At 71.7% G+C, this 19,823-nt stretch carries 14 protein-coding genes; 7 read left to right on the plus strand and 7 right to left on the minus strand.

Annotation, left to right across the window (positions count from 1 at the left end; all coding sequences use genetic code 11):
* The first annotated feature begins 394 nt into the window (after nucleotides 1-394).
* Together RDV84_RS21660 and RDV84_RS21665 are read left to right on the plus strand one after the other, a co-directional pair.
* On the plus strand, nucleotides 395-1,228 hold the full coding sequence (locus RDV84_RS21660) for a 4'-phosphopantetheinyl transferase family protein (RefSeq protein WP_309151547.1): 834 nt from the start codon (nucleotides 395-397) through the stop codon (nucleotides 1,226-1,228).
* Nucleotides 1,229-1,295: 67 nt separating this feature from the next.
* The gene (locus tag RDV84_RS21665) at nucleotides 1,296-2,000 is read left to right on the plus strand and encodes a hypothetical protein (protein ID WP_309151548.1); all 705 of its coding nucleotides are present in this window, start codon (nucleotides 1,296-1,298) and stop codon (nucleotides 1,998-2,000) included.
* Nucleotides 2,001-2,009: 9 nt separating this feature from the next.
* On the opposite strand, the gene RDV84_RS21670 is transcribed toward RDV84_RS21665, so the two are convergent.
* A complete protein-coding gene (locus RDV84_RS21670; protein ID WP_309151549.1) occupies nucleotides 2,010-3,338 on the minus strand; it encodes a PQQ-dependent sugar dehydrogenase in 1,329 nt (442 codons plus the stop codon).
* Nucleotides 3,339-3,355: 17 nt separating this feature from the next.
* Here RDV84_RS21670 and RDV84_RS21675 point away from each other — a divergent pair, with 17 nt between their 5' ends.
* On the plus strand, nucleotides 3,356-4,231 hold the full coding sequence (locus tag RDV84_RS21675; protein WP_309151550.1) for a hypothetical protein: 876 nt from the start codon (nucleotides 3,356-3,358) through the stop codon (nucleotides 4,229-4,231).
* A gap of 49 nt (nucleotides 4,232-4,280) precedes the next feature.
* Nucleotides 4,281-5,192 (plus strand): LysR substrate-binding domain-containing protein, encoded by a 912-nt coding sequence (locus RDV84_RS21680; RefSeq protein ID WP_309151551.1) that lies wholly within the window; start codon nucleotides 4,281-4,283, stop codon nucleotides 5,190-5,192.
* A 367-nt stretch (nucleotides 5,193-5,559) separates the two neighbouring features.
* Here RDV84_RS21680 and RDV84_RS21685 read toward each other — a convergent pair whose 3' ends face one another.
* Nucleotides 5,560-7,236 carry a serine hydrolase gene (locus RDV84_RS21685; protein WP_309151552.1) on the minus strand — a complete coding sequence of 559 codons (1,677 nt, stop codon included), beginning with the start codon at nucleotides 7,234-7,236 and terminating at the stop codon, nucleotides 5,560-5,562.
* Nucleotides 7,237-7,408: 172 nt separating this feature from the next.
* Here RDV84_RS21685 and RDV84_RS21690 point away from each other — a divergent pair, with 172 nt between their 5' ends.
* Nucleotides 7,409-8,680, plus strand: a complete 1,272-nt coding sequence (locus RDV84_RS21690) for a TIGR03862 family flavoprotein (protein WP_309151553.1) — start codon at nucleotides 7,409-7,411, stop codon at nucleotides 8,678-8,680.
* A gap of 830 nt (nucleotides 8,681-9,510) precedes the next feature.
* Here RDV84_RS21690 and RDV84_RS21695 read toward each other — a convergent pair.
* Nucleotides 9,511-10,143 carry a hypothetical protein gene (locus RDV84_RS21695; RefSeq protein WP_057947271.1) on the minus strand — a complete coding sequence of 211 codons (633 nt, stop codon included), beginning with the start codon at nucleotides 10,141-10,143 and terminating at the stop codon, nucleotides 9,511-9,513.
* A 167-nt stretch (nucleotides 10,144-10,310) separates the two neighbouring features.
* Entirely contained in the window at nucleotides 10,311-11,051 is a 741-nt protein-coding gene (locus tag RDV84_RS21700) for a sulfurtransferase (protein WP_309151554.1), read from the minus strand.
* Between the two features lie 210 nt (nucleotides 11,052-11,261).
* On the opposite strand from RDV84_RS21700, the gene RDV84_RS21705 reads away from it, so the two are divergent.
* Nucleotides 11,262-11,573: an HPF/RaiA family ribosome-associated protein gene (locus tag RDV84_RS21705; RefSeq protein ID WP_057947269.1), complete on the plus strand. Its 312-nt coding sequence runs from the start codon at nucleotides 11,262-11,264 to the stop codon at nucleotides 11,571-11,573.
* 138 nt (nucleotides 11,574-11,711) lie between these two features.
* On the opposite strand, the gene RDV84_RS27000 is transcribed toward RDV84_RS21705, so the two are convergent.
* Nucleotides 11,712-11,906: a DUF6053 domain-containing protein gene (locus tag RDV84_RS27000; protein WP_425608183.1), complete on the minus strand. Its 195-nt coding sequence runs from the start codon at nucleotides 11,904-11,906 to the stop codon at nucleotides 11,712-11,714.
* On the opposite strand from RDV84_RS27000, the gene RDV84_RS27005 reads away from it, so the two are divergent.
* On the plus strand, nucleotides 11,812-12,147 hold the full coding sequence (locus RDV84_RS27005; RefSeq protein WP_425606356.1) for a DUF6053 domain-containing protein: 336 nt from the start codon (nucleotides 11,812-11,814) through the stop codon (nucleotides 12,145-12,147). The genes RDV84_RS27000 and RDV84_RS27005 overlap by 95 nt on opposite strands.
* Here RDV84_RS27005 and RDV84_RS21710 read toward each other — a convergent pair.
* On the minus strand, nucleotides 12,093-12,764 hold the full coding sequence (locus tag RDV84_RS21710) for an HD domain-containing protein (protein WP_425606203.1): 672 nt from the start codon (nucleotides 12,762-12,764) through the stop codon (nucleotides 12,093-12,095). The two genes, RDV84_RS27005 and RDV84_RS21710, sit on opposite strands and share 55 nt — an antisense overlap.
* A 250-nt stretch (nucleotides 12,765-13,014) precedes the next feature.
* On the minus strand, nucleotides 13,015-19,731 hold the full coding sequence (locus tag RDV84_RS21715; RefSeq protein WP_309151555.1) for a putative Ig domain-containing protein: 6,717 nt from the start codon (nucleotides 19,729-19,731) through the stop codon (nucleotides 13,015-13,017).
* Between the last annotated feature and the right edge of the window lie 92 nt (nucleotides 19,732-19,823).

The raw sequence follows: 19,823 nt of genomic DNA on the forward strand, positions 1-19,823 counted from the left end.
TTCCTGCGTGACACCGGGCAAGGCGCAAACGCTCAATACGCCGTACCGAATCCGCACGAAGCGTATTTAACTGCACGCCAACACGCGCAACTACTGTCCTGCCGGCCCTGTCCAAAAGGGTCGCAACGGTTGCGCGAACGCATCGAAAAGCGCGCGCCACCTGTCTCAACGAACCAGTATCCGTGGCCGCGAACACACCCACCTGTCCTTGCCCACCTGTCCGTCCGCACCTGTCCCGGACACCTGTCCGCGAGGACAGACCCGATGCGGATCGCTTGGCTTATCGTGCGCATGATCGCGATCAGGTCCCGGACTTGCGCGACATCGCGAACAATTTCGAACCACGAACGCTTTCGCTCCGGCACTCCACGCCGGCGCCGCCACGGATCGCCGAATGCACCTGCACGCCGACGACATCGCGATCTGGATCGCGCGCCTGGACGAGGCCGACGACAGCGCGCTCGCGGCGCGATGGCGCGCCCTGCTGGATGGGTCCGAACGCGCGCGCGAACTGCGCTATCGCCTGGCCGACGACCGCCGCCGCCATTTGCTCGCGCGCGCGCTGGCGCGCACCGCGTTGGCGCGCCACACCGGCATCGCGCCGCAACGGCTGCGCTTCGTCCGCGGCCGCCACGGCAAGCCGGAACTGGCCGGCGACAATCCCGGCGACCATCGCTTCAACCTGTCCCACGCCGCGGGCGTGGTGGCGCTGGCGGTCGCGCGCGGCCGCGCGCTCGGCATCGACACCGAATCGCTGCGCGCGCGCGCGTTGTCGCTGGGCGCGGTCGAGCGCAACTTCGCCGCCGACGAGATCGCCGAGCTGCGCGCGCTGCCGGCGGCGGCGCGGGCACGGCGCACGATCGAGCACTGGACGCTCAAGGAGGCCTATGCCAAGGCGCGCGGCATCGGCCTGTCGCTGCCGCTGGACCGGTTCGGCGTGCGCGTGGACGACGCGCGCTTGCGCTTGTGGATGGCACCGGGCTTCGACGATGCGCCCGAGCGCTGGCGCCTGTGGCAGTTCCTCGACGGCGAGGATCAGCTGCTGGCCCTGTGCGCGCAGCACCGCCCCGACGCCGCGCCGGCGCGGATCCAGGCCATCGCTTGCTCGCCGCTGCGCTACGAAACGCCCATCGCTCTGCGCCTGCTGCGCGCGAGCGGCGAAGACGCGCTTCCTTTATCGGAAGCATCCGGCGAAAACGACGGTCGCCCGCTTTTGGCCTCGTACTGACCGCGCATTCACCCCGCCCTCAAGACCGCGCGACTACGGTGACCGCACCCCATCGAGCGCCGCCGCCATGTCGCGCACTTCCCTGCTTCGTGCCACCGCCCTGCTCGCCGCGACGTTCGCCGGCGCCTTCGCCTGCACTGGCGTCGCTTATGCCGCCGCGCCGACGTCGCCGTCCGCTCCGCCGGCCGCCGCCGCATCGCCGCCCGACCGCGCCGTCGATGCCGCGCGCGGCTGCTGGATCCAGCGCGACGCGCCCGACGGCCGCGCCAGCGCGCTGCTGCGGTTGTTGCCGGATCGCGATCACCCCGAATGGCTCAGCGGCCAGCTGTCGCGGCCCGAAGGCGACGATCCCGACCGGCGCGTGCAACTGTGGCTCGCGCGCGACGGCCGCAGCGCCGTGCTCGCCAGCCGTCCGCTCGCCGATCCGCGCGCGCCGGCGCCGGCCGCATCCACCGCGGACGAACCGCAACTGCGCCCGCTCGCGCCGACGCATGCGCCCGGCCGCGCGCCGGGCTCGACCCAGACGCTGGTGCTGTTCCCGCAAGCGCGGATCGAATTCGCGCGCGTGCCCGAGCGGCCGTTGCCGGCCGGCGATTGGCCGCAGGACATCTTGTCCGCCGAATTCCTCGCCGGCGCCGGCACCGGGCCGAGCCGGCGCTTGCGGGTGCAAGCATCCGAAGAACGCCTGGCGCTGATCCTGGTGTCCGCGCGCGGCACCGGCGCCGGCCGCGACACGCCGCTGTTCGACGGCCGCCGCGACGGCTGCGACTGAGCGCCGCGCTCAGCCGCCCGCGGCGGTCACCCGCCAAACCGTATTGCCGACGTCGTCGCTGACCAACAGCGCGCCGCGCGCATCGATGCGCACGTCCACCGGCCGGCCCTGCGCCTGTTCGCTCGCGTCGAGGAATCCGCTCAGCACATCGCGCGGCGGGCCCGCCGGCGTGCCGTTGGCGAACGGTACGAAGATCACCTTGTAGCCGCTCTTGGGCTTGCGGTTCCACGAGCCGTGCTGACCGACGAACAGGCCTTGCGCGTAGGCCGCCGGCAGCTTGGCCCGGTCCGAAAAGGCGATGCCGAGCGAGGCGGTGTGCGGTCCCAGCGCGTAGTCGGGCGTCTTGGCCTTGGCGACCAGATCCGGCCGCGGCGGCTGCACCCGCGCGTCGACGTGTTGTCCGTAGTAGCTGTACGGCCAGCCGTAGAACGCGCCGTCTTCGACCGAGGTGATGTAGTCCGGCACCAGGTCGCTGCCGATCTCGTCGCGCTCGTTGACCGCGGTCCACAACGCGCCGGTCTGCGGTTCCCAGGCCAGGCCGTTTGGATTGCGCAGGCCGGTGGCGAACAGGCGTTTCCCGCCGCTGGCCGGGTCGAGCTCCCAGATCGCCGCGCGGCCTTCCTCGGCGGCCAGTCCGTTCTCGCCGACGTTGCTGTTGGAGCCGACGGTGACGTAGAGGCGGTCGCCGGCGGCGTTGGCGATCAGGTTCTTGGTCCAGTGATGGTTGATGCCGGCCGGCAGGTCGGTCACCTTCTCGCCGGCCGCGGCGATCGCGGTTTCGCCGTCGCGGTACGGGAATCGCCACACCGCATCGGCATTGGCCACATACAACCGGTCGCCGATCAGGGCCATGCCGAACGGCGAATGCAGGCCTTGCAGGAACAGCGTGCGGGTCTCGGCGGTGCCGTCGCCGTCGGCGTCGCGCAGCAGGCTGATGCGGTCGGCGCTCGCCACCCCGGCGCCGGCTTTCTTCATCAGGCGCGCGGCGAACCAGGCCTTGATCCCGGACGGTTTGTGCTCGCTGCGCGGCGCGTTGCTTTCGGCCACCAGCACATCGCCGTTGGGCAGCACGTACAGCCAGCGCGGATGGTCCAGGCCCTGGGCGAACGCGTTGACCGCCAGCCCCGGCGCGGGCGTAGGCCGGGCGCCGTCGCGCCAACCGACGGCGGGCGCGACGTCGACGGTCGGAATCAGGGTCGGGTTCGGCTTGGGCAGTTGCGGCGCCGGGCCGGTGCCGTCAGCGACCTGCAGCGCGGCGCGCTCGCCGCAGCCGGCGCAGGCCAGCGCCAATGTCGCCGCGGCGATCCAGCGACAGCCTCGATCCAGCGCAGCGGCCATGCGATCCTGCCTCGTCGGTGCGGACGCACGAGCATGCCGGCGCGGCGATTAAACTGGCGAGAAGGCCGTCGCAGACCGGCGTTGGCGCAGGCGTAACGACGGCATCGCAGTTTCGCCGCGCCCCCGCGCCGTGGCCGCGCGCGTTCGCATTCGCCATCCTCGCGCCGCGCCTTCGTCGCACCGCGCTGTCGCCGCACCGCTCCCACGAGGCCCCCATGCCGCGCCTGCCCGTCCCATCCTTCGCCGCCGCGCTGTGCATGCTCGCCGCGGCATTCGCCTGCGTCGCCGCCGATGCGCCGGCGGCCGCGCAGCAAACCGCCGACGCCGCCGCAGTCGATCTCGCCCGTGGTTGCTGGATCCGCCACGCGCCCGCGCGGCCCGATGGCCGCGACACCGTGCTGCTGCGCCTGCTGCCCGATCCCGAGCGCCGCGACTGGCTACGCGGCGAGATCGCGCGGGCCGGCGACGATCCCGACCGCCGCCTGCAACTGTGGCTGGCGCGCGACGGCCGCCGCGCGCTGCTGAGCGCCGCGTCGGTGCGCGATCCCGACGCGCCCGCGGCGCGGGTCGGCGCCGCGCCGGGCCCGGTGCCGATGCGCACGCCGCCCGGCGCGATCCATCCCGTGCCCGATCTCGACCCGGACGGCCTGGCCCGGCTGCTGCTCGGCGGCGACGACCGGGTCGCATTCGGCCGCAGCCCGCGCAGGCTCACCGCGGTCGGCGGCACCGCCGGCCGCTCGGCCGCGATCGACTACCGCGCCGAGGCCGGTCCGCCGCTGCGCCTGCGCGTGAACGCCGCCGAGGAACGCTTGAGCATCACAGTCGGCGGCGCCGACACCGGCACCGGCGCGCCGCTGGCCGTGTTCGCCGGCGTCCGCGACGGCTGCGACTGAGCGCGGCGACAGCGCGCGCGCCCGCGAATGCAACGATAATGCGCCTGCGATGAAACTCACCCTCGACGAACTGCTCGCCTTCGTCAGCGTGGTCGACACCGGCTCGATCACCGCCGCGGCGCAAACGCTGGACCAGACCGTCTCCGGCGTGAGCCGGACGCTGGCGCGGCTGGAGGACAAGCTCGGCACCACCCTGCTGCGGCGGACCACGCGCCGGCTGGAACTGACCGAGGAAGGCGAGGCGATGCTGACGCGGGCGCGGGCGATCCTGGCCAGCGTCGAAGACGCCGAGGAATCGCTGGCGCTGCGCCGCCAGCAACCGGCCGGACGGCTGCGGGTCAACGCGGCCTCGCCTTTCATGCTGCATGCGATCGTGCCCCTGGTCGGCGATTTCCGCCGCGCGTTCCCGCAGATCGAGCTGGAGCTCAACAGCAACGACCAGATCATCGATCTGCTGGAACAACGCACCGACGTGGCGATCCGCATCGGCCAGCTCAGCGACTCGACCCTGCACGCACGGCCGCTGCCGGGCAGCCGCCTGCGCGTGCTCGCCAGCCCCGCCTACCTGGCCGCGCGCGGCACGCCGCGCGAGGTGTCCGACTTGGCCGGCCACACTCTGCTCGGCTTCGCCCCGACCCAGGTGCTCAACCGCTGGCCGCTGCGCGACGCGCACGGCAACGAGCTCGACATCGCCGCCGACCTGCACGCCTCCAGCGGCGAGACCCTGCGCCAGCTCGCCCTGGCCGGCGAAGGCATCGTCTGCCTGTCGGACTTCATGACCCGCCAGGACCGCCGCAGCGGCGCGCTGGCGCAGTTGTTCGCCGACCGCACCCTCGACGTGCGCCAACCGATCAACGCGGTCTATTACCGCAACACCCAGCTGGCCTCGCGCATCGCCTGCTTCCTGGATTTCCTGGTCCGCCGGCTGGCGCCGGACGGCGAGGCCACGGCCTGGGAATAAGCGCGCCGCGACGGCCCGCGCGATCGCACCGGCACGCGCCGCAGACGCTCATGCCAGACCGCCGCGCGCACAGCCGCGCGCGCCCGGGCGGGCGAACGGAAAAGCGAACGAGGAAGATGGCCCCGCACCGCGTAGCGCCGCGGTACGGGGCCGGAAGTGGCTCGGCGGTCACGGTACCGCCTCGCCACAAGCAGGCGCCGGCACCTGGAGAAAATGCCGGCGTGTCGACTGGGTACAGTCGTCATAGGCAAGAACGCCGGCGATGGCGGATCACCCTACCCTCGCCGGCGGCGGAAACGGCGAAGCGTCGCCGGCGGCGGGCGCGGGCGCGTTCGCCGCCGTGCTGCGTCGCTGCGTCCGCGCCCGCTCAGCTCCCCGCCTTGGCCTCGCTCGCCGCCACCGGCGCCAGGCGCAGGTCCTGGAAGTCGAAGCTGAAGTCGGTCAGCGGCGAGACCGCCTCCATGCGCAGCTCGCGCACCTTGCCGTCCGGAGTCAGGGCGAAGTTGAGGAAGGCGTCGGCGTTGAGCCAGCGCTGGTCCCAGCGCACGATGAAGGTGTCGTGCTGCCAGTGGCTCAGTTCGCCGGTGAGGTCCTTGGTGCGGCCGAAGCGCAGCCGCAGCTTGGACCCGGCTTGTTCGATGAAGACATCGCCGTACCACGGGTCGCGGTAGGCGCCGGCGTAGCCCGACAGCGGCAGCGAAGGCTTCGACCTGGCATCGCGCGCCTTGAGGTGCTTGGCCCAATCCTCGTCGGCCTTGCCGCGACTCTTGGCCAGCGCGGCCGCATAGGCGGCGTTCCAGTCGGTCTTCGGCGCGCCCAGATAAGCGTCGAGCGCGCGCATCGTCACCGCCTGGAACGCGCCGCCGAGTTCGGCATTGGTCAGCACCACCACGCCGAGCTTGTGCGCCGGCACCAGGGTCACCCGCGAGACCATGCCCGGCCAGCCGCCGGTGTGCCAGACCAGTTTCTCGCCGCGGTAATCGGTCAGCTGCCAGCCCTCGCCGTAGCCGGCGAAGTTCGGCTTGACCGGCGCCAGTTCCGGCACCAGCGGCTCGGCGATCGGCATCGGCGTCACCACCGACCACATCTCGCGCTGGCGCTTGGCGCTGAACAAGCGCAGCTCCTTGTCGCCGTCGCGCCCGTACACGCCGCCGTCGAGCTGGGCGCGCATCCACTTGCCCATGTCGTGCACCGACGAATACAGCCCGCCGGCGCCGGCCACGTTCGACCAGGTCATGCGCGGGGCGACCTGCAGGTCCTTGAAGTCGGCCTTGGCGTGGCCGCTGGCGATCTTGTCCGCGCCGCGCAGCGCATCGGCGTTGTAGCGGGTCTCGTCCATGCCCAGCGGCTTGAAGATCCGCTCGGCCAGGAAGTCGCGATAGCTCTGGCCGCTGGCTTTTTCGACCACCAGTTGGGCCACGCCGTAGAGGATGTTGTCGTAGGCGTACTGGCCGCGGAAGCCGCCGGTCAGCGGTACGTGGGCCAGGCGCCGCGCCACGTCCTCGTTGCTGTAGTCGGTGCCGGGCCAGTACAGCAGGTCGCCCGCGCCCAGGCCGAGGCCGCTGCGGTGGGCGAGCAGGTCGCGCAGGCGCATCTCCCGGGTCACGTAGGGATCGGCCATGCGGAACCACGGCAGGTGGTCGATCACCCGGTCGTCCAGGCTCAGCTTGCCCTCGTCGGCCAGGATCGACAGCGAGGCGGCGGTGAAGGCCTTGGTGTTGGAGGCGATCGCGAACAGGGTGTGGGCGTCGACCGGCTCGGGCTTGCCGGCCTCGCGCACGCCGAAGCCGCGTTCGAGCACCACCCGCCCGTCCTTGACGATGGCCACGGCGATGCCGGGCACCTCGAACTGCTTGCGCACCGCATCGACGTAGGCATCGAAGTCCTGCAACTGCTCCGGCAGCGGCGACGCGGCGGCGGCTTTGGTGGAGGGCGCTTCGGTGGAGGGCGCTTCGGCGGCGGGCGCCTGCGCGGCGGCGCCGGCGGCGGCGCTCATGGAGATCAGCAGTCCGGCGCCTTGCGCCTTCCAGTCGGTGGCTCGCATCGGGGTTCCTGGCGATTCTGGGAATCGGCGACTGTGGCCCAAGCCAACGCGCGGCGCCAGGGGCCCGGCCGGGCGCGCGCCATGGCCGGCCGATCCGGCAAGGCCGCGGCCGCACCCGGCCTGGACGGGGCAGCGGGCATAATGCGCGCCCGACCGCTTCGCCCCTCGCTCCGTGTCCGCACCCGGCCCCGCCCCGTCCCTGCCCGAAACCCTACCCGCCCTGGCCGTCGTCGGCGGCGGCCCCGCCGGCCTGATGGCCGCGCAGGCCGCGCGCGCGCTCGGCGTGGAGGTCGACCTGTTCGAGGCCAAGGGCTCGGTCGGGCGCAAGTTCCTGATCGCCGGCAAGGGCGGGCTCAACCTCACCCACGGCGAACCGCGCCCGGGCTTCGACGCGCGCTACCGCGAACGCGCCGGCGAGGTCGCGCGCTGGCTCGACCGTTTCGACGCCGACGCCTTGCGCGAGTGGGCGCGCGGTTTCGGCGTGCAGACCTATGTCGGCAGTTCCGGGCGGGTGTTCCCGACCGACCGCAAGGCCGCGCCGCTGCTGCGCGGCTGGGTGCGGCGGCTGCGCGAGGACGGCGTGCGTTTCCACGTCCAGCACCGCTGCACCGGGCTCGACGCCGACGGCACGCTGCGTTTCCACACGCCCGACGGCGAAGCGCGCACCCGCGCGCGCGCCTGCGTGCTCGCGCTCGGCGGCGGCAGCTGGCCGCAGCTGGGTTCCGACGGCGCCTGGGTCGAGTGGCTGCGCGAACGCGGTCTCGACATCGCCCCGTTGCAGCCGTCCAACTGCGGCTTCGACGTCGGCTGGAGCGAACACTTCGCCCAGCGCCACGCCGGCGCGCCGCTCAAGCCGGTGGTCGCGCACTGGCGCGAAGACGGCGAGGAACGTTCGCTGCAGGGCGAATGCGTCGCCACCGCGAGCGGGATCGAGGGCAGCCTGGTCTACGCACTGTCGGCGATGCTGCGCGAGCGCATCGCGACGCACGGCGAGGCGACGCTGGAACTGGACCTGGCGCCGGGCCGCGAGCTTGAGCGCCTGCAGCGCGACTTCGCCCGGCCGCGCGGCGGCCGCAGCGTCGGCGAGCACCTGCGCCGGCAGACCGGGCTGGACGCGGTCAAGGCCGCGCTGGTGTTCGAAGTCCTCGGCAAGGACGGCTTGAACGACGCCGCCACGGTCGCGCGCACGATCAAGCGCCTGCCGCTGCGCCTGTTGCGCGCGCGGCCGATCGCCGAGGCGATCAGCAGCGCCGGCGGCGTGCGGCTGCGCGCGCTGGACGACTCGCTGCGCGCGCGCGAACTCGCGCCGGCGCTGTTCTGCGCCGGCGAAATGCTGGACTGGGAAGCGCCGACCGGCGGCTACCTGCTGACCGCGTGCTTCGCCAGCGGCTTGATCGCGGGCGAAGCGGCGGCGCGGGCGGTGCTGGAAAACGCGTCGGATTGAGTCGAAGGCCGTCGCTGCAACCGCAGCGACGCTGCACTGCCGCTGCGTCCGAAGACCGGCATTCTCAGAGCCGTCATTCCGGCGAGAGCCGCAACCAACCGCAGCGACGCTGCACTGCCGCTGCGTCCGAAGACCGGCTCCCCCGACTTGTCATTCCGGCGAAAGCCGGAACCAACCGCAGCGACGCTGCACTGCCGCTGCGTCCGAAGACCGGCTCCCCCAACTCGTCATTCCAGCGAAAGCCGGAACCAACCGCAGCGACGCTGCACTGCCGCTGCGCCCGAAGACCGGCTCCCCGACTCGTCATTCCGGCGAAAGCCGGAACCAACCGCAGCGACGCTGCACTGCCGCTGCGCCCGAAGACCGGCTTCCCCAACTTGTCATTCCGGCGAAAGCCGGAACCAACCGCAGCGACGCTGCACTGCCGCTGCGCCCGAAGACCGGCTTCCCCAACTCGTCATTCCGGCGAAAGCCGGAACCAACCGCAGCGACGCTGCACTGCCGCTGCGCCCGAAGACCGGCTCCCCCGACTCGTCATTCCGGCGAAAGCCGGAACCAACCGCAGCGACGCTGCACTGCCGCTGCGCCCGAAGACCGGCTCCCCCAACTCGTCATTCCGGCGAAAGCCGGAACCCATTTTGCTGTCGCTTCATCCGCTCCCGGTCGAGCAGAGCGCGAACAAGATCAAAATGGATTCCGGCTTTCGCCGGAATGACGGTATTGAGGGCGATGCCGCGAGCCTGAGAGTGACCTCGCGAGCTTTAGCGGGCCGTCGCGCCCGCGCCTGCGCGCGACACCGCTACGACGCCGGCGCGACCGCCCCAGCCGGCTTACGAGGTCGCCTTGTCCGGCAACGCCTTGCCCATGTAGAACATCGACGCGCACAGCCCCACGCCCTGCGCGCTCGCCGCCGGCAGGTCGCTGCCCTGCAGCGCGATCAGCTTGATCACGTCGCCGGTGGCCTCGCTGACCTTGGCCAGGGCGATGAAGCCGGTCGGGTGGGTGCCGCAAAAGGCGTTGGCGGGGGTTTCCTTGGGCGGAGTCTGCTCGATCACCCGGCGCAGTTCCACCGCCTGGCTAGCCTCGACCTGCATGGTCGCGCCATAGGTCTGGCCGGCGCTGTACTGGTCGCCGCCGCGCACGATCGCGACCCGCTCGGTCTTGTACAGCGAACCGTTCTCGCCCTTCATCTCCAGATCGTCGATGGTCAGCTTGCCGGTGGTGGCCTGGGCGACCGGGTTGCCGGGATCGAAGGTGCCCAGCGCGACCGGCGTCAGCATCGGCGGCGAGGCGCGCGAGACCGGATCGGCGTCCGGATCGGGCACGGCCTTGGGCGGGGCCGGCGGCGCGGCGGTGGTCTCCTGCGGGGCGGCAGTGTTGACCGGCGCGCTCTGGCTGCAAGCGGCCATCGCCAGGACGGCGGCCGCGAGCAGGCCTACGGCGGGGAACAGGCGTCGGTTCATCGGGATCCTCATGGCGATTCAGTGCCGGCGGCGGCGCGAAGCGCGGGCCGGCGTCCGTTGGCGATGGCGGGGGACGGCGCGGGGCCGGTCCATCGCGAACGCGCAGCCTAACCGCAGGCCGCGTTTGGACGGGTTAACGATTTGTAATGAATGGCAAAAAAAGCCAGTCAGGCGGCGGCATCGCGCAAAGGCCGCAGCTGCGGGTCCAGCGCCACGCGTTCGTCGAACACGAAGCAGCCGCCGTCGTAATGACGGCCGCCGACCCGCTCGAAGTAGCCCAGGATGCCGCCGTCGAGCTGCAGCAGGTTGTCCATGCCGTCCTTGCGCAGCCACAGCGCGGCTTTTTCGCAGCGGATGCCGCCGGTGCAGAAGCTGACCACGGTGGCCTCGCGCAGCGCTTCGCGGTGCGGCGCCAGCGCTTCGGGCAGCTCGGTGAAATTGTCGATCGGCAGGGTCAGCGCGTTGTCGAAACTGCCGTAGCCGACTTCCTCGCGGTTGCGCGTGTCCAGCAGGACCACGCGCTTGCCGGCGTCGTCGTGGCCCTGGTCGAGCCAGCGCGCCAACGTGTCGGGCGTCACACTCGGTGCGCGGCCGCGCAGCGGCGAACAGCGTTCTCGGCGGAACGCGATGATCTCGCGCTTGAGCTTGACCTTGAGCCGGGCGAACGGCTGCGCGCGGCTGCGGCTGTACTTGGCCGCGAGCGTGTCGAAGCGCGGGTCGGCGCGCAGGTCGGCGAGCAGCGACTCGATCGCCTCGCCGTCGCCGGCCAGGAACAGGTTGATGCCTTCGGGAGCGACCAGCGCGGTGCCGCGCAGTTGCAGGCGTTCGGCCTGCTCGCGCAGGCGCTGGGCCAGCTGCGGCGGATCGTCGATGACGGCGAAATGATAGGCGGCGATGTTGACGACCATGGCGCCATTGTACCGCCCCGCCGCGGCGGCGATCCCACACCCTGACATGCCGCCGCTGGGCCGAAGCTGAACGCAGCGAGAACCTTCCGCGCGGGCGCCGGTCGGAATTCCTGCGTGGCCGACAAGCCGACCGAACGACGGCGGACCGCGCAGACGCCGGGCAAGGGCCCGCGCGTCGACCCGATATCTGCGCCACAAGGAGGCGTTTGCATGAAGATCCAGCTCAACACCGACCACCATGTCCGCGGCGACGATTCGCTCGAGCACCACGTGGAAGGCGTGATCGACCAGAACCTGGGCCGTTTCCGCGAACAGATCACCCGCATCGAGGTCCACCTGCGCGACCTCAACGGCGAGAAGAGCGGCGGCCACGACAAGCACTGCACCATCGAGGCGCGGCTGGAAGGCCGGCCGCCGATGGCCGCGACCGAGGACGCGGCGACCATGCGCGCGGCCATCAGCGGCGCGGCGCGCAAGCTGCAGCGCGTGCTCGACAGTTCGCTGGGCCGGTTGTCGGCGTGAGCTTCGCGGGCGGCGCCGCGGCGCCGCCCTTCCCTCCACGCGGCGGCCAGGCCGCCCCGATCCACGGCGACCGCGGCACGGCCGCGACGCCCTTCCCTCTCCCCCGCGATGGCGACCCGGAGGCGCCTGCTTCATCGGTCAACGACGCACCCGCGTCGCACGCTCGACGGCAGCGGCGGCCTCGCGCCGCCGTCCTTCCCCACCGCACCGGCGGCCGCGCGCAGCGGGCGCCGTTTTTGTGGGAGGGGCTTCAGCCCCGATGCCTTTCGATCCGGTCGCGATGAGGGTTCCAGCGATCGGAGCCGAAAGCGTCGGGGCTGAAGCCCCTCCCACAACAGCCCGGCGATGCGGCGCTTCGACGCTTTCGCTCTTGTGGGAGGGGCTTAAGCCCCGACGCTTTCGGTGCAGACCGCCCGAGAACTCATCACCGGATCGGAAAGCATCGGGGCTGAAGCCCCTCCCACGACGCCCGTGTCGCCGGCGCGCCCTGCTGCAGCAACGCGGCCGGCACGGGCGCGCTCAGCGCTTGGTGGTGATCGCGCGCCGCAGGTTGTTGCGCGCGGCCGCGTCGTAGCGCTCGTGGAAGAAATCGCTGAGGAAGATCCGCTCGCGCTTGAGCAGCGCCTTTAAGAACCGCCGGCGGTTGAGCCGGAACAGCGGACCGGGAACGTGGCCGCGATACTCGGAGGCGATGCCGCGGTCGTAAGCGTCGAACACCGCCGGTTCGGCGCCGAGGATGGCCATGTCGCCGTCGAGGAACAGGCGGGTCTGCTCGTCGACGTCGTCGCGGGCGATGGCGCCGTGGCGCGCGGTCAGTTCGATCAGTTCGGCGACGCGGTCGGCGTCGATGCCCGCCTGCGGCAGCCAGCGCGCGAGGTGCTCGCGCGCCAGTTGCGCCGAACGCGCTTCGTTGTCGCGGCGGCCGGCTTCGTAGATGGCGTCGTGGTACAGCACCGCCAGCGCGGTTTCGCGCGGCTGCGTCCAGCCCGGGCCGGCGGCGACGTCGGCGTAATGGCGCAGCACTTCGGCGACGTGGCCAATGTTGTGGTACGCGCGCGGCGGCGCGGCGTAGGCGGCGTGCAGCGCGTCGAGCTGTTCGGCCGGCAACGGCAGCGGCAGCAGCGCCAGCGCGTCCTCGCCGAGGCGGTCCCTGGCGGCGCTGGCGAACGCGGGCGTGGCGGAGTCGGACATCGTGGCGGGATCGCTGGGGGCTGCACCCATCTTGGCACTTTCGCCGCCGCGGCGCGGCCGACTCTTGTGGGAGGGGCTTCAGCCCCGACGCTTTCGGCTCGGATCGCCTGGAACCTTCATCGCGACCGGATCGAAAAGCGTCGGGGCTGAAGCCCCTCCCACAAGAGCAGGCCGCCACGCAGGCCTCCCCCGCCCCCAAAAAAACGGCGGGCGCCCGAAGGCGCCCGCCGCTGCTCTCATTCCGCTTCGATCAGTACTTCTTTTCGATATTGATCATGAAGCTGTTGTCGTCGTCGTTGCCGCTGCCGAACAGGCCGCGGTATTCCAGCCGCAGCGCCCAGTCGCGTTCGGTCTGCAGCACCGCGCCGAGGCCGAACACGAAGCGGTTGCGGTCCAGGCCCTGCAGGCGGGCGCGATAGAACGGGCCGCCGACCATGTCGGCGTAGCTCATGATCGCGTAGCTCGCATCCTGGAAGTCGTGCTGGTACTCCAAGCGCAGCTGCGGCGAGAACGTGCCCCAACGCACCGGGTGGCGGTAGTCCAGGCGCAGGCCGAGGCTGGTGGTGGTGGTGTCCACGTCCAGGTCGCGGTAGTTCAGCGCGTACTGCGCGTCGCCGCTCTCGGTGTAGCCGTCGAGGGTGGCGCGGGCCACGTCCAGGCGGGCGTACGGCGAGATCCGCAGCTTGTCGCGCTGGTACTCCAGGCCGGTCGAGACCGAGGCGAACCACTGGCTGCCGTCGCGGCTGCCGCGGACCATGCCGCCGGTGTCGGTGACATAGCGGCGCGAGTCGAACGACAACCACTGGTAGCCGAGCAGGCCGTCGAGGAAGAAGCTCTCGCCGGGGTGGTAGCTGGCGTACAGCACCGCGCTGTAGCTCTCGCCCTTGCTGCGGCTGCCGCGGGTGCCGACGTCGGTGTCGTCGCGGCCGTAGCCGACGCCGCCGCCGAAGGCGAAGTCGCGGCGCACGCGGTAGTCGGCGCCCAGGCTCACGCCGCTGGTCTTGAAGTCCAACCCGCCGGAGCCGCCGCCGCGACCGTCGCGGTTGCCGCTTTCGATGGTGCCGCCGGTCCAGATGCCGTACTGCGGGCCGGTGCCTTCCACCCGCGGCTTGCCGTCCACGCCGGCCTGCTCGTCGCCGAGATCCGGATCGCGGCAGTCGCTGCCCGGGGTGCGGCGCGCGCCTTCGCGGCAACGCGGGTCGACCGAGAAGCTCAGGCCGTTGTCGAAGCGCGAGCCGCCGGTGCCGCCGTCGTGCAGGCCTTCCATGCGCTTTTGGAAGTTGCCGATCTGGGCGTTGGCGAAGCGGCGCGCGGCCTCGGCCTGGGCGTTGAGGATGCCCAGCACTTCGGCGTCCTTGGACGGATCGCTGCGCGGGGCGACTTCGATCTCGACCGTCGCCGGCGCCGAGGTGGCGTAGGCGTTGCTCAAGGTGAAGGTCGCCACGGTCAAGCCGGAGTAGCCGATCTGCGGGGTGTAGCTGAGCGTGTAGCCGCCGTTGGACGCGCTGACCGTGGCCGTGCCCGAGCTGGCCGGGGTCAGCGAGACCAGGGCCGCGCCGGTGAACGGACCGCCGCGCGCGTCCTGGGTCAGCTCGACCTTGACCGTGGCGCCGGCGATGGTGCGCACGCGCTTGGGCGTGGCCACCGGCACCGGGTTGACGGTGATGGTCGAGGTGATCGGGGCGGAGGCGCCGAACGGGTTGTTGAGGGTGTAGTTCAGGGCGATCGCGCCGGCGGTGTCGGCCGCGGGCGTGTACAGGATCTGGGTGCCCTGCACCGTCGCCGTGCCCGAGCTCGGCGGCGCCAGCAAGGTCACGCCGGTGAACGGCGCGCCGGTGGCGCCGGTGGCGGCGTCGATGGTGACCGGCTGGGTCGACAGCGTGGTGACGTTCTGCGGCTGGCCCACCGGCACCGGCAGCGCGTTGACCGTCATCGTCACCGTGGCCGGGGCCGAGGTGCCGCCCGGACCGGTCGCGGTGTAGGTGAAACTGTCGCTGCCGAAGTAGTTGCTGGCCGGAGTGTAGACGATGCTGGTGCCGCTCGGCGTCGCGGTGCCGTGCGCCGGCGCGGAGACCACCGCCACCGAGGTGATGATGCCGGTGTCGTTGGCGATCACGTTGACGGTGACGGCCTGGTTCGACTGGGTGCTGGCGCTGTCGTCGACCGCGACCGGCACCGCGTCGGCGACGGCGATGCTGTAGTTGACCGTGGTGTTGTAGCCGGCGTCGTCGGTGGAGCGGATCGCGAAGCTGTAGTTGCCCGCCAGCGTCGGCGTGCCGCTGATCGCGCCGGCCGAACTCAGCGCGATGCCCGACGGCAACGCCCCGGAGGCCAGCGCATAGGTGTACGGCGCGATGCCGCCGCTGCTGCTCAGGCCCTGGCTGTAGGCGGTGCCGACCACGCCGCCCGGCAGGGTCGCCGGCGAAATGGTCAGCGTCGCCGGAGCGATGGCGAAGGTGTAGACCTTCGACGCGGTCTGGCCGTTGGCGTCGGTCGCCTGCAGGGTCAGGCTGAAGTTGCCGTCGCTGCGCGGGGTGCCCGACAGCACGCCGGCCGAGCTCAGGCTCATGCCGACCGGCAGCGCGCCGGCGGTCAGCGAGAACGTGTACGGCGCGACGCCGCCGGTGGCGCTGAAGGTCTGGTTGTAGGCGACCGCGGCGGTGCCGTTCGGAATCGACGCCGGATCGATGGCGATGCTCGGCGTGGCGACGACGATGGTGTAGCTCTGGTCGATGCGGAACGGCGCGCCGGTGCCGGTGCTGGAATCGGTCGCGCGCACGGTGACGTTGTAGTTGCCCGGCACCGTCGGCGTACCGCTGAGCACGCCGGCCGAGCTCAGGCTCACACCGACCGGCAGCGAGCCGGCGGCGAGGCTGAAGGTGTACGGCGCGGTGCCGCCGCTGGCGGCGAAGTTGATGCTGCTGGCGACGCCGTAATTCATTGGCAGGCTGCCCGGCGCCGGGGTCATCGACAGGGTCGGCGCGCCGATCGCGAACGCGAACAGCTGGCCGACGGTGAACGGCCCGTTGCCGGTGCCCGAATCGCGCGCGCTGACGCTCGCGTTGAAGGTGCCGGCCGCGGTCGGCGTGCCCGACACGGTCAGGCTGTCGGTGCCGGTGGCGGTCACCGTCAAGCCCGTCGGCAGGTTGCTGGCGTTGAAGTTGCCGTACGGCGCGGCGCCGCCGGACCAGGTGAAGGTCTGGGTGTAGGCCACGCCGACCTGGCCGGTCAGCGGCCCGGAGGTGGCGATGGTGATGGTCGGATCGGAGACGCTCACCGTCACCGTCGCGGGCGTCGACGTACCGGCGCTGTTGGTCGCGGTGTAGGTGAAGCTGTCCGGACCGGAATAGCCCGCGACCGGCTGGTAGGTGATCGAGGTACCGGTGGCGACCGCGGTGCCGTGCGTCGCCGCGGCGCCGATCGCGACCGAGGCCGGGATGCCGCCGGTGATGTTGAGCGTCACCGGATTGGCGCTGCTGCCGTAGCCGACCGTGACCGAGACCGGATGGGCCACCGGCACGATGTCGTTCACCACCAGCGTGTAGCTCTGCGGCGCCGAGCTGTAGGGGCCGGTGCCGCCGCTGGAATCGGTGGCGACGACGCTGAAGGTGTAAGTGCCCGGCGCGGTCGGCGTGCCGCTCAGCGTGCCGTTGGCGTTCAACAGCACGCTGGCTGGCAGGTTGCCGCCGGTCACCGCGTAGGTGTACGGCGCCGTGCCGCCGGTCGCGGGATTGAGCGTGGCGGTGTACGGCGAGGTGACCGTCGCGTTGGCGAGCGAGGTCGTCGGCAACAGGATGGTCGAGGCGCCGATCGCGACGGTGTAGGTGCGCGTGCCGCTGTACGGCCCGCTGCCGGTGCTGGAATCGGTCGCGGTGACGGTGAAAGTGAAGCTGCCGCCCGCGGTCGGCGTGCCGCTGAGCACGCCGCCCGTGCTCAGGCTCAGGCCCGGCGGCAGGTCGCCCGGCGGCGCCGAGAACTGGTAGCCGCTGCCGACGGTGCCGCCGCTGGCGGTGATCGTCTGGCTGTAGAGCTGGGCGACGTTGCCGTCCGCCAGCGTCGCCGGCGACACGGTGATCGTCGGCACGGCCACGTTGAAGATGTAGGGACGGTTGCCGGTCTGCCCGTGCGCGTCGGTGGCGATGACCATGAAGTTGAACAATCCGCCCGCGGTCGGCGTACCGCTGAGGGTGCCATCGCTGGACATGCTCAGGCCGGGCGGCGCGCTGCCGGGCGGAATCGCGTAGGTGTACGGCCCGATACCGCCGGTAGCGCTGACGCTGGCGGTGTAGGCGGCGCCGACCTGGGCGCCGGCCGGCAAGGTCGTCGGCGCGAGGTTGATGCTCGGCGCGGCGACTTGCATCACGTAGTTCTGGGTGCGCGAGAACGGTCCGCCGGTGCCGGTGGAGTTGTCGGTGGCGCGCACCGAGAAGGTGTACAGGCCGGTCACGCTCGGGACGCCCGAAAGCACGCCGGTGTCCTCGTCCAGTTCCAGGCCGGTCGGCAGCCCGCCCGCGCTGATCCGGTACTTGTACGGCGCGGTGCCGCCGCCGGCGACATAGCTCTGGCTATAGGCCGCGCCGTAGGTCGCGCTCAGGGTGCCCGCCGCCGGGGTCAGGGTCAGGGTCGGCGCCGACACGCTCAGGTTGAAGCTCTGGGCGATGGTGAACGGCCCGTTGCCGGTGCTCGAATCGCGCGCCGAGGCGGTCAGCGTCACCGCGCCGGCCTGGGTCGGCGTGCCGGCCACGGTCACGCTGTTGGCGGTGTTGCCGGTGACGGCGAGGCCGGCCGGCAGGTTGGTGACCTGGTACTGGCTGAAGGGCTGGGCGCCGCCGTTCCAGGTGAAGGTCTGGGTGTACGCCACGCCGATCTGCGCGGTCAGCGGCCCCGAGGCGGTCACGGTGATGGTCGGGTTGCCGACCGCGATGGTCACCGTCGCCGGCGCCGAGGTGCCGGCGCTGTTGGTTGCGGTGTAGGTGAAGCTGTCGCTGCCGGCATACCCCGGGGTCGGCTGGTAAGTGACGTTCAGGCCCGAAGCGATGGCGGTGCCGTGCAACGGCGCGGTGCCGATCGCGACCGAGGTCGCCACGCCGCCGGTGATGTTCAGCGTGATCGGATTGGCGCCGCTGTTGTAGGCGACCGCCGCCGAGACCGCATTGGCGACCGGCGGAATATTGATCACCTGCAGCACGTAGCCGCGCGGCGCCGAGTTGTACGGCCCGGTGCCGGTGCTGCTGTCGGTGGCGGTCACGGCGAAGTTGAAGGTGCCGGCCGTGCTCGGGGTACCGCTGATCACGCCGGTATTGAGGTCGAGTCCCAGGCCCGGCGGCAGATCGCCGGCGGTCACCGCGTACTTGTACGGCGCGGTGCCTTGGCTGGCCGCATTGAGCGTGGCGGTATACGCCAGGCCCTGGGTGGCGTTGGCCAGGGAGGTCGCCGGCAGGTTGATGGTCGGCGGCTGCACCACCAGGGTGTAGGTGCGCGCGCCGCTGAACGGTGCGCCGGTGCCGGTGCTGCCGTTGTCGGTCGCCGTGATGGTGAAGGTGAAGCTGCCGCCCGCGGTCGGCGTGCCGGACAGGACCGCGCCGGTCAGGTTCATCCCCGGCGGCAGCGTGCCGGTGCGGACGAAGCTGTAGCCGCCGATGCCGCCGGTGGCGCTGAAGGTCTGGCTGTAGCCCGCGCCGACGGTGGCGTCGGGCAGCGTATTGGGATCGACCGCGATCGACGGCGGCGCCACCACGATGGTGTAGGCGCGGCTGTTGAAGAAGCCGTTGGCGTCGGTCGCGCGCACGCTGAAGTTGAAGGTGCCGGCCTGGGTCGGGGTGCCGCTGAGGGTGCCGCCGGTCAAGGTCACGCCGGCCGGCAGCTGGCCGCCGGGCACGATCTGGAAGGTGTACGGCGCGGTGCCGCCGGTGGCGCTGAAGGCCTGGCTGTAGGCGACGGCGACGGTGCCGTTGGCGGCCGTGGCCGGGTTGACCGCGATGGTCGGCGGTTCCAGCACGGTGCCGGTGTAGGTGCGGATGCGGAACGCCACCGCCGGCACGCCCGGTCCGGGCAGGCTGCTGTCGGTGGACTTGATCGTGACCGAATACGCGCCCGACGCGGTCGGGGTGCCGACGATGGCGCCGCCGCTGATGCTCAGGCCGGCCGGCAGCGAGCCGGTCTCGATCGCGTAGTTGTACGGGCCGACGCCGCCGCTGCCGGTCAGGGCGATGTTGTAGCTGGCGGTGCGGTACAGGGTCGGCAGGGTGGCCGGGGCGAAATCGTGCTGGGTGTTGGGGATCGCGATGGTGTACGACTTGACCGTGGTCAGCGGCGTCGGCGCGGTCGAATCGGTGACGGTGACCTGCACCGGGAAATTGCCGCGCTGGCGGACCGTGCCGGAGAACGTCCCGGAAGCGAAGCTCAGCCCGGTCGGCAGCACGGCGGCGCCGCCGTTGAGCACATAGGTGTACGGCGCGACCCCGCCGGTGGCGCTCATCGATTGACTGTAGGCGACGCCGAGCTGGGGCGAGATCGAGGCCGGGCTGACCGTGATCGGACTGGTGCCCGCAGCGATGGTCACGTTGACGGTGACCTCGCCGCCGACGCCGTCGCCGAAGCTGAAGGTGTCGGTGAGGGTCGCGCCGCCGTTATGGGTGTAGGTGACCTTGTCGGTGCTCTGGTTGACCGTGACGGTGCCGTGCTGCGGCGGGGTCATCAGCACGCCGATGCCGAAGCCGCCCGGCGGCGGGCCGCCGTCGCACATGTCGGCGTCGAGGATGCTGGTGCCGCCGTTGGCCACCGCCAGGGTCATGACCGGGCAGCGGATCGACGGCGCCGCGACCGCGGCGAACGACCATAGACCCGCCAGGACGATAAGGATCGCCGCCAGACCGCGCCGCCAGGCCCTGGCTGCGGTCGAGTGTCCCCAGTACGAGGCGTGCGAAACGCCCGCAGACTGCGCCGACTGCTGTTGCATGTTGTTCATCCCCTGACGCCGGCGCTGCGCGCTTCATGCGCGGATTCGACGGTCTTTTGCCCGTGAGCGATCTGGTTTCCGTGCGCCGACTGCCCCTGGCG

It is taken from the genome of Lysobacter yananisis (assembly GCF_031199375.1).
In the GTDB taxonomy this organism is placed as follows: Bacteria; Pseudomonadota; Gammaproteobacteria; order Xanthomonadales; family Xanthomonadaceae; genus Lysobacter; species Lysobacter yananisis.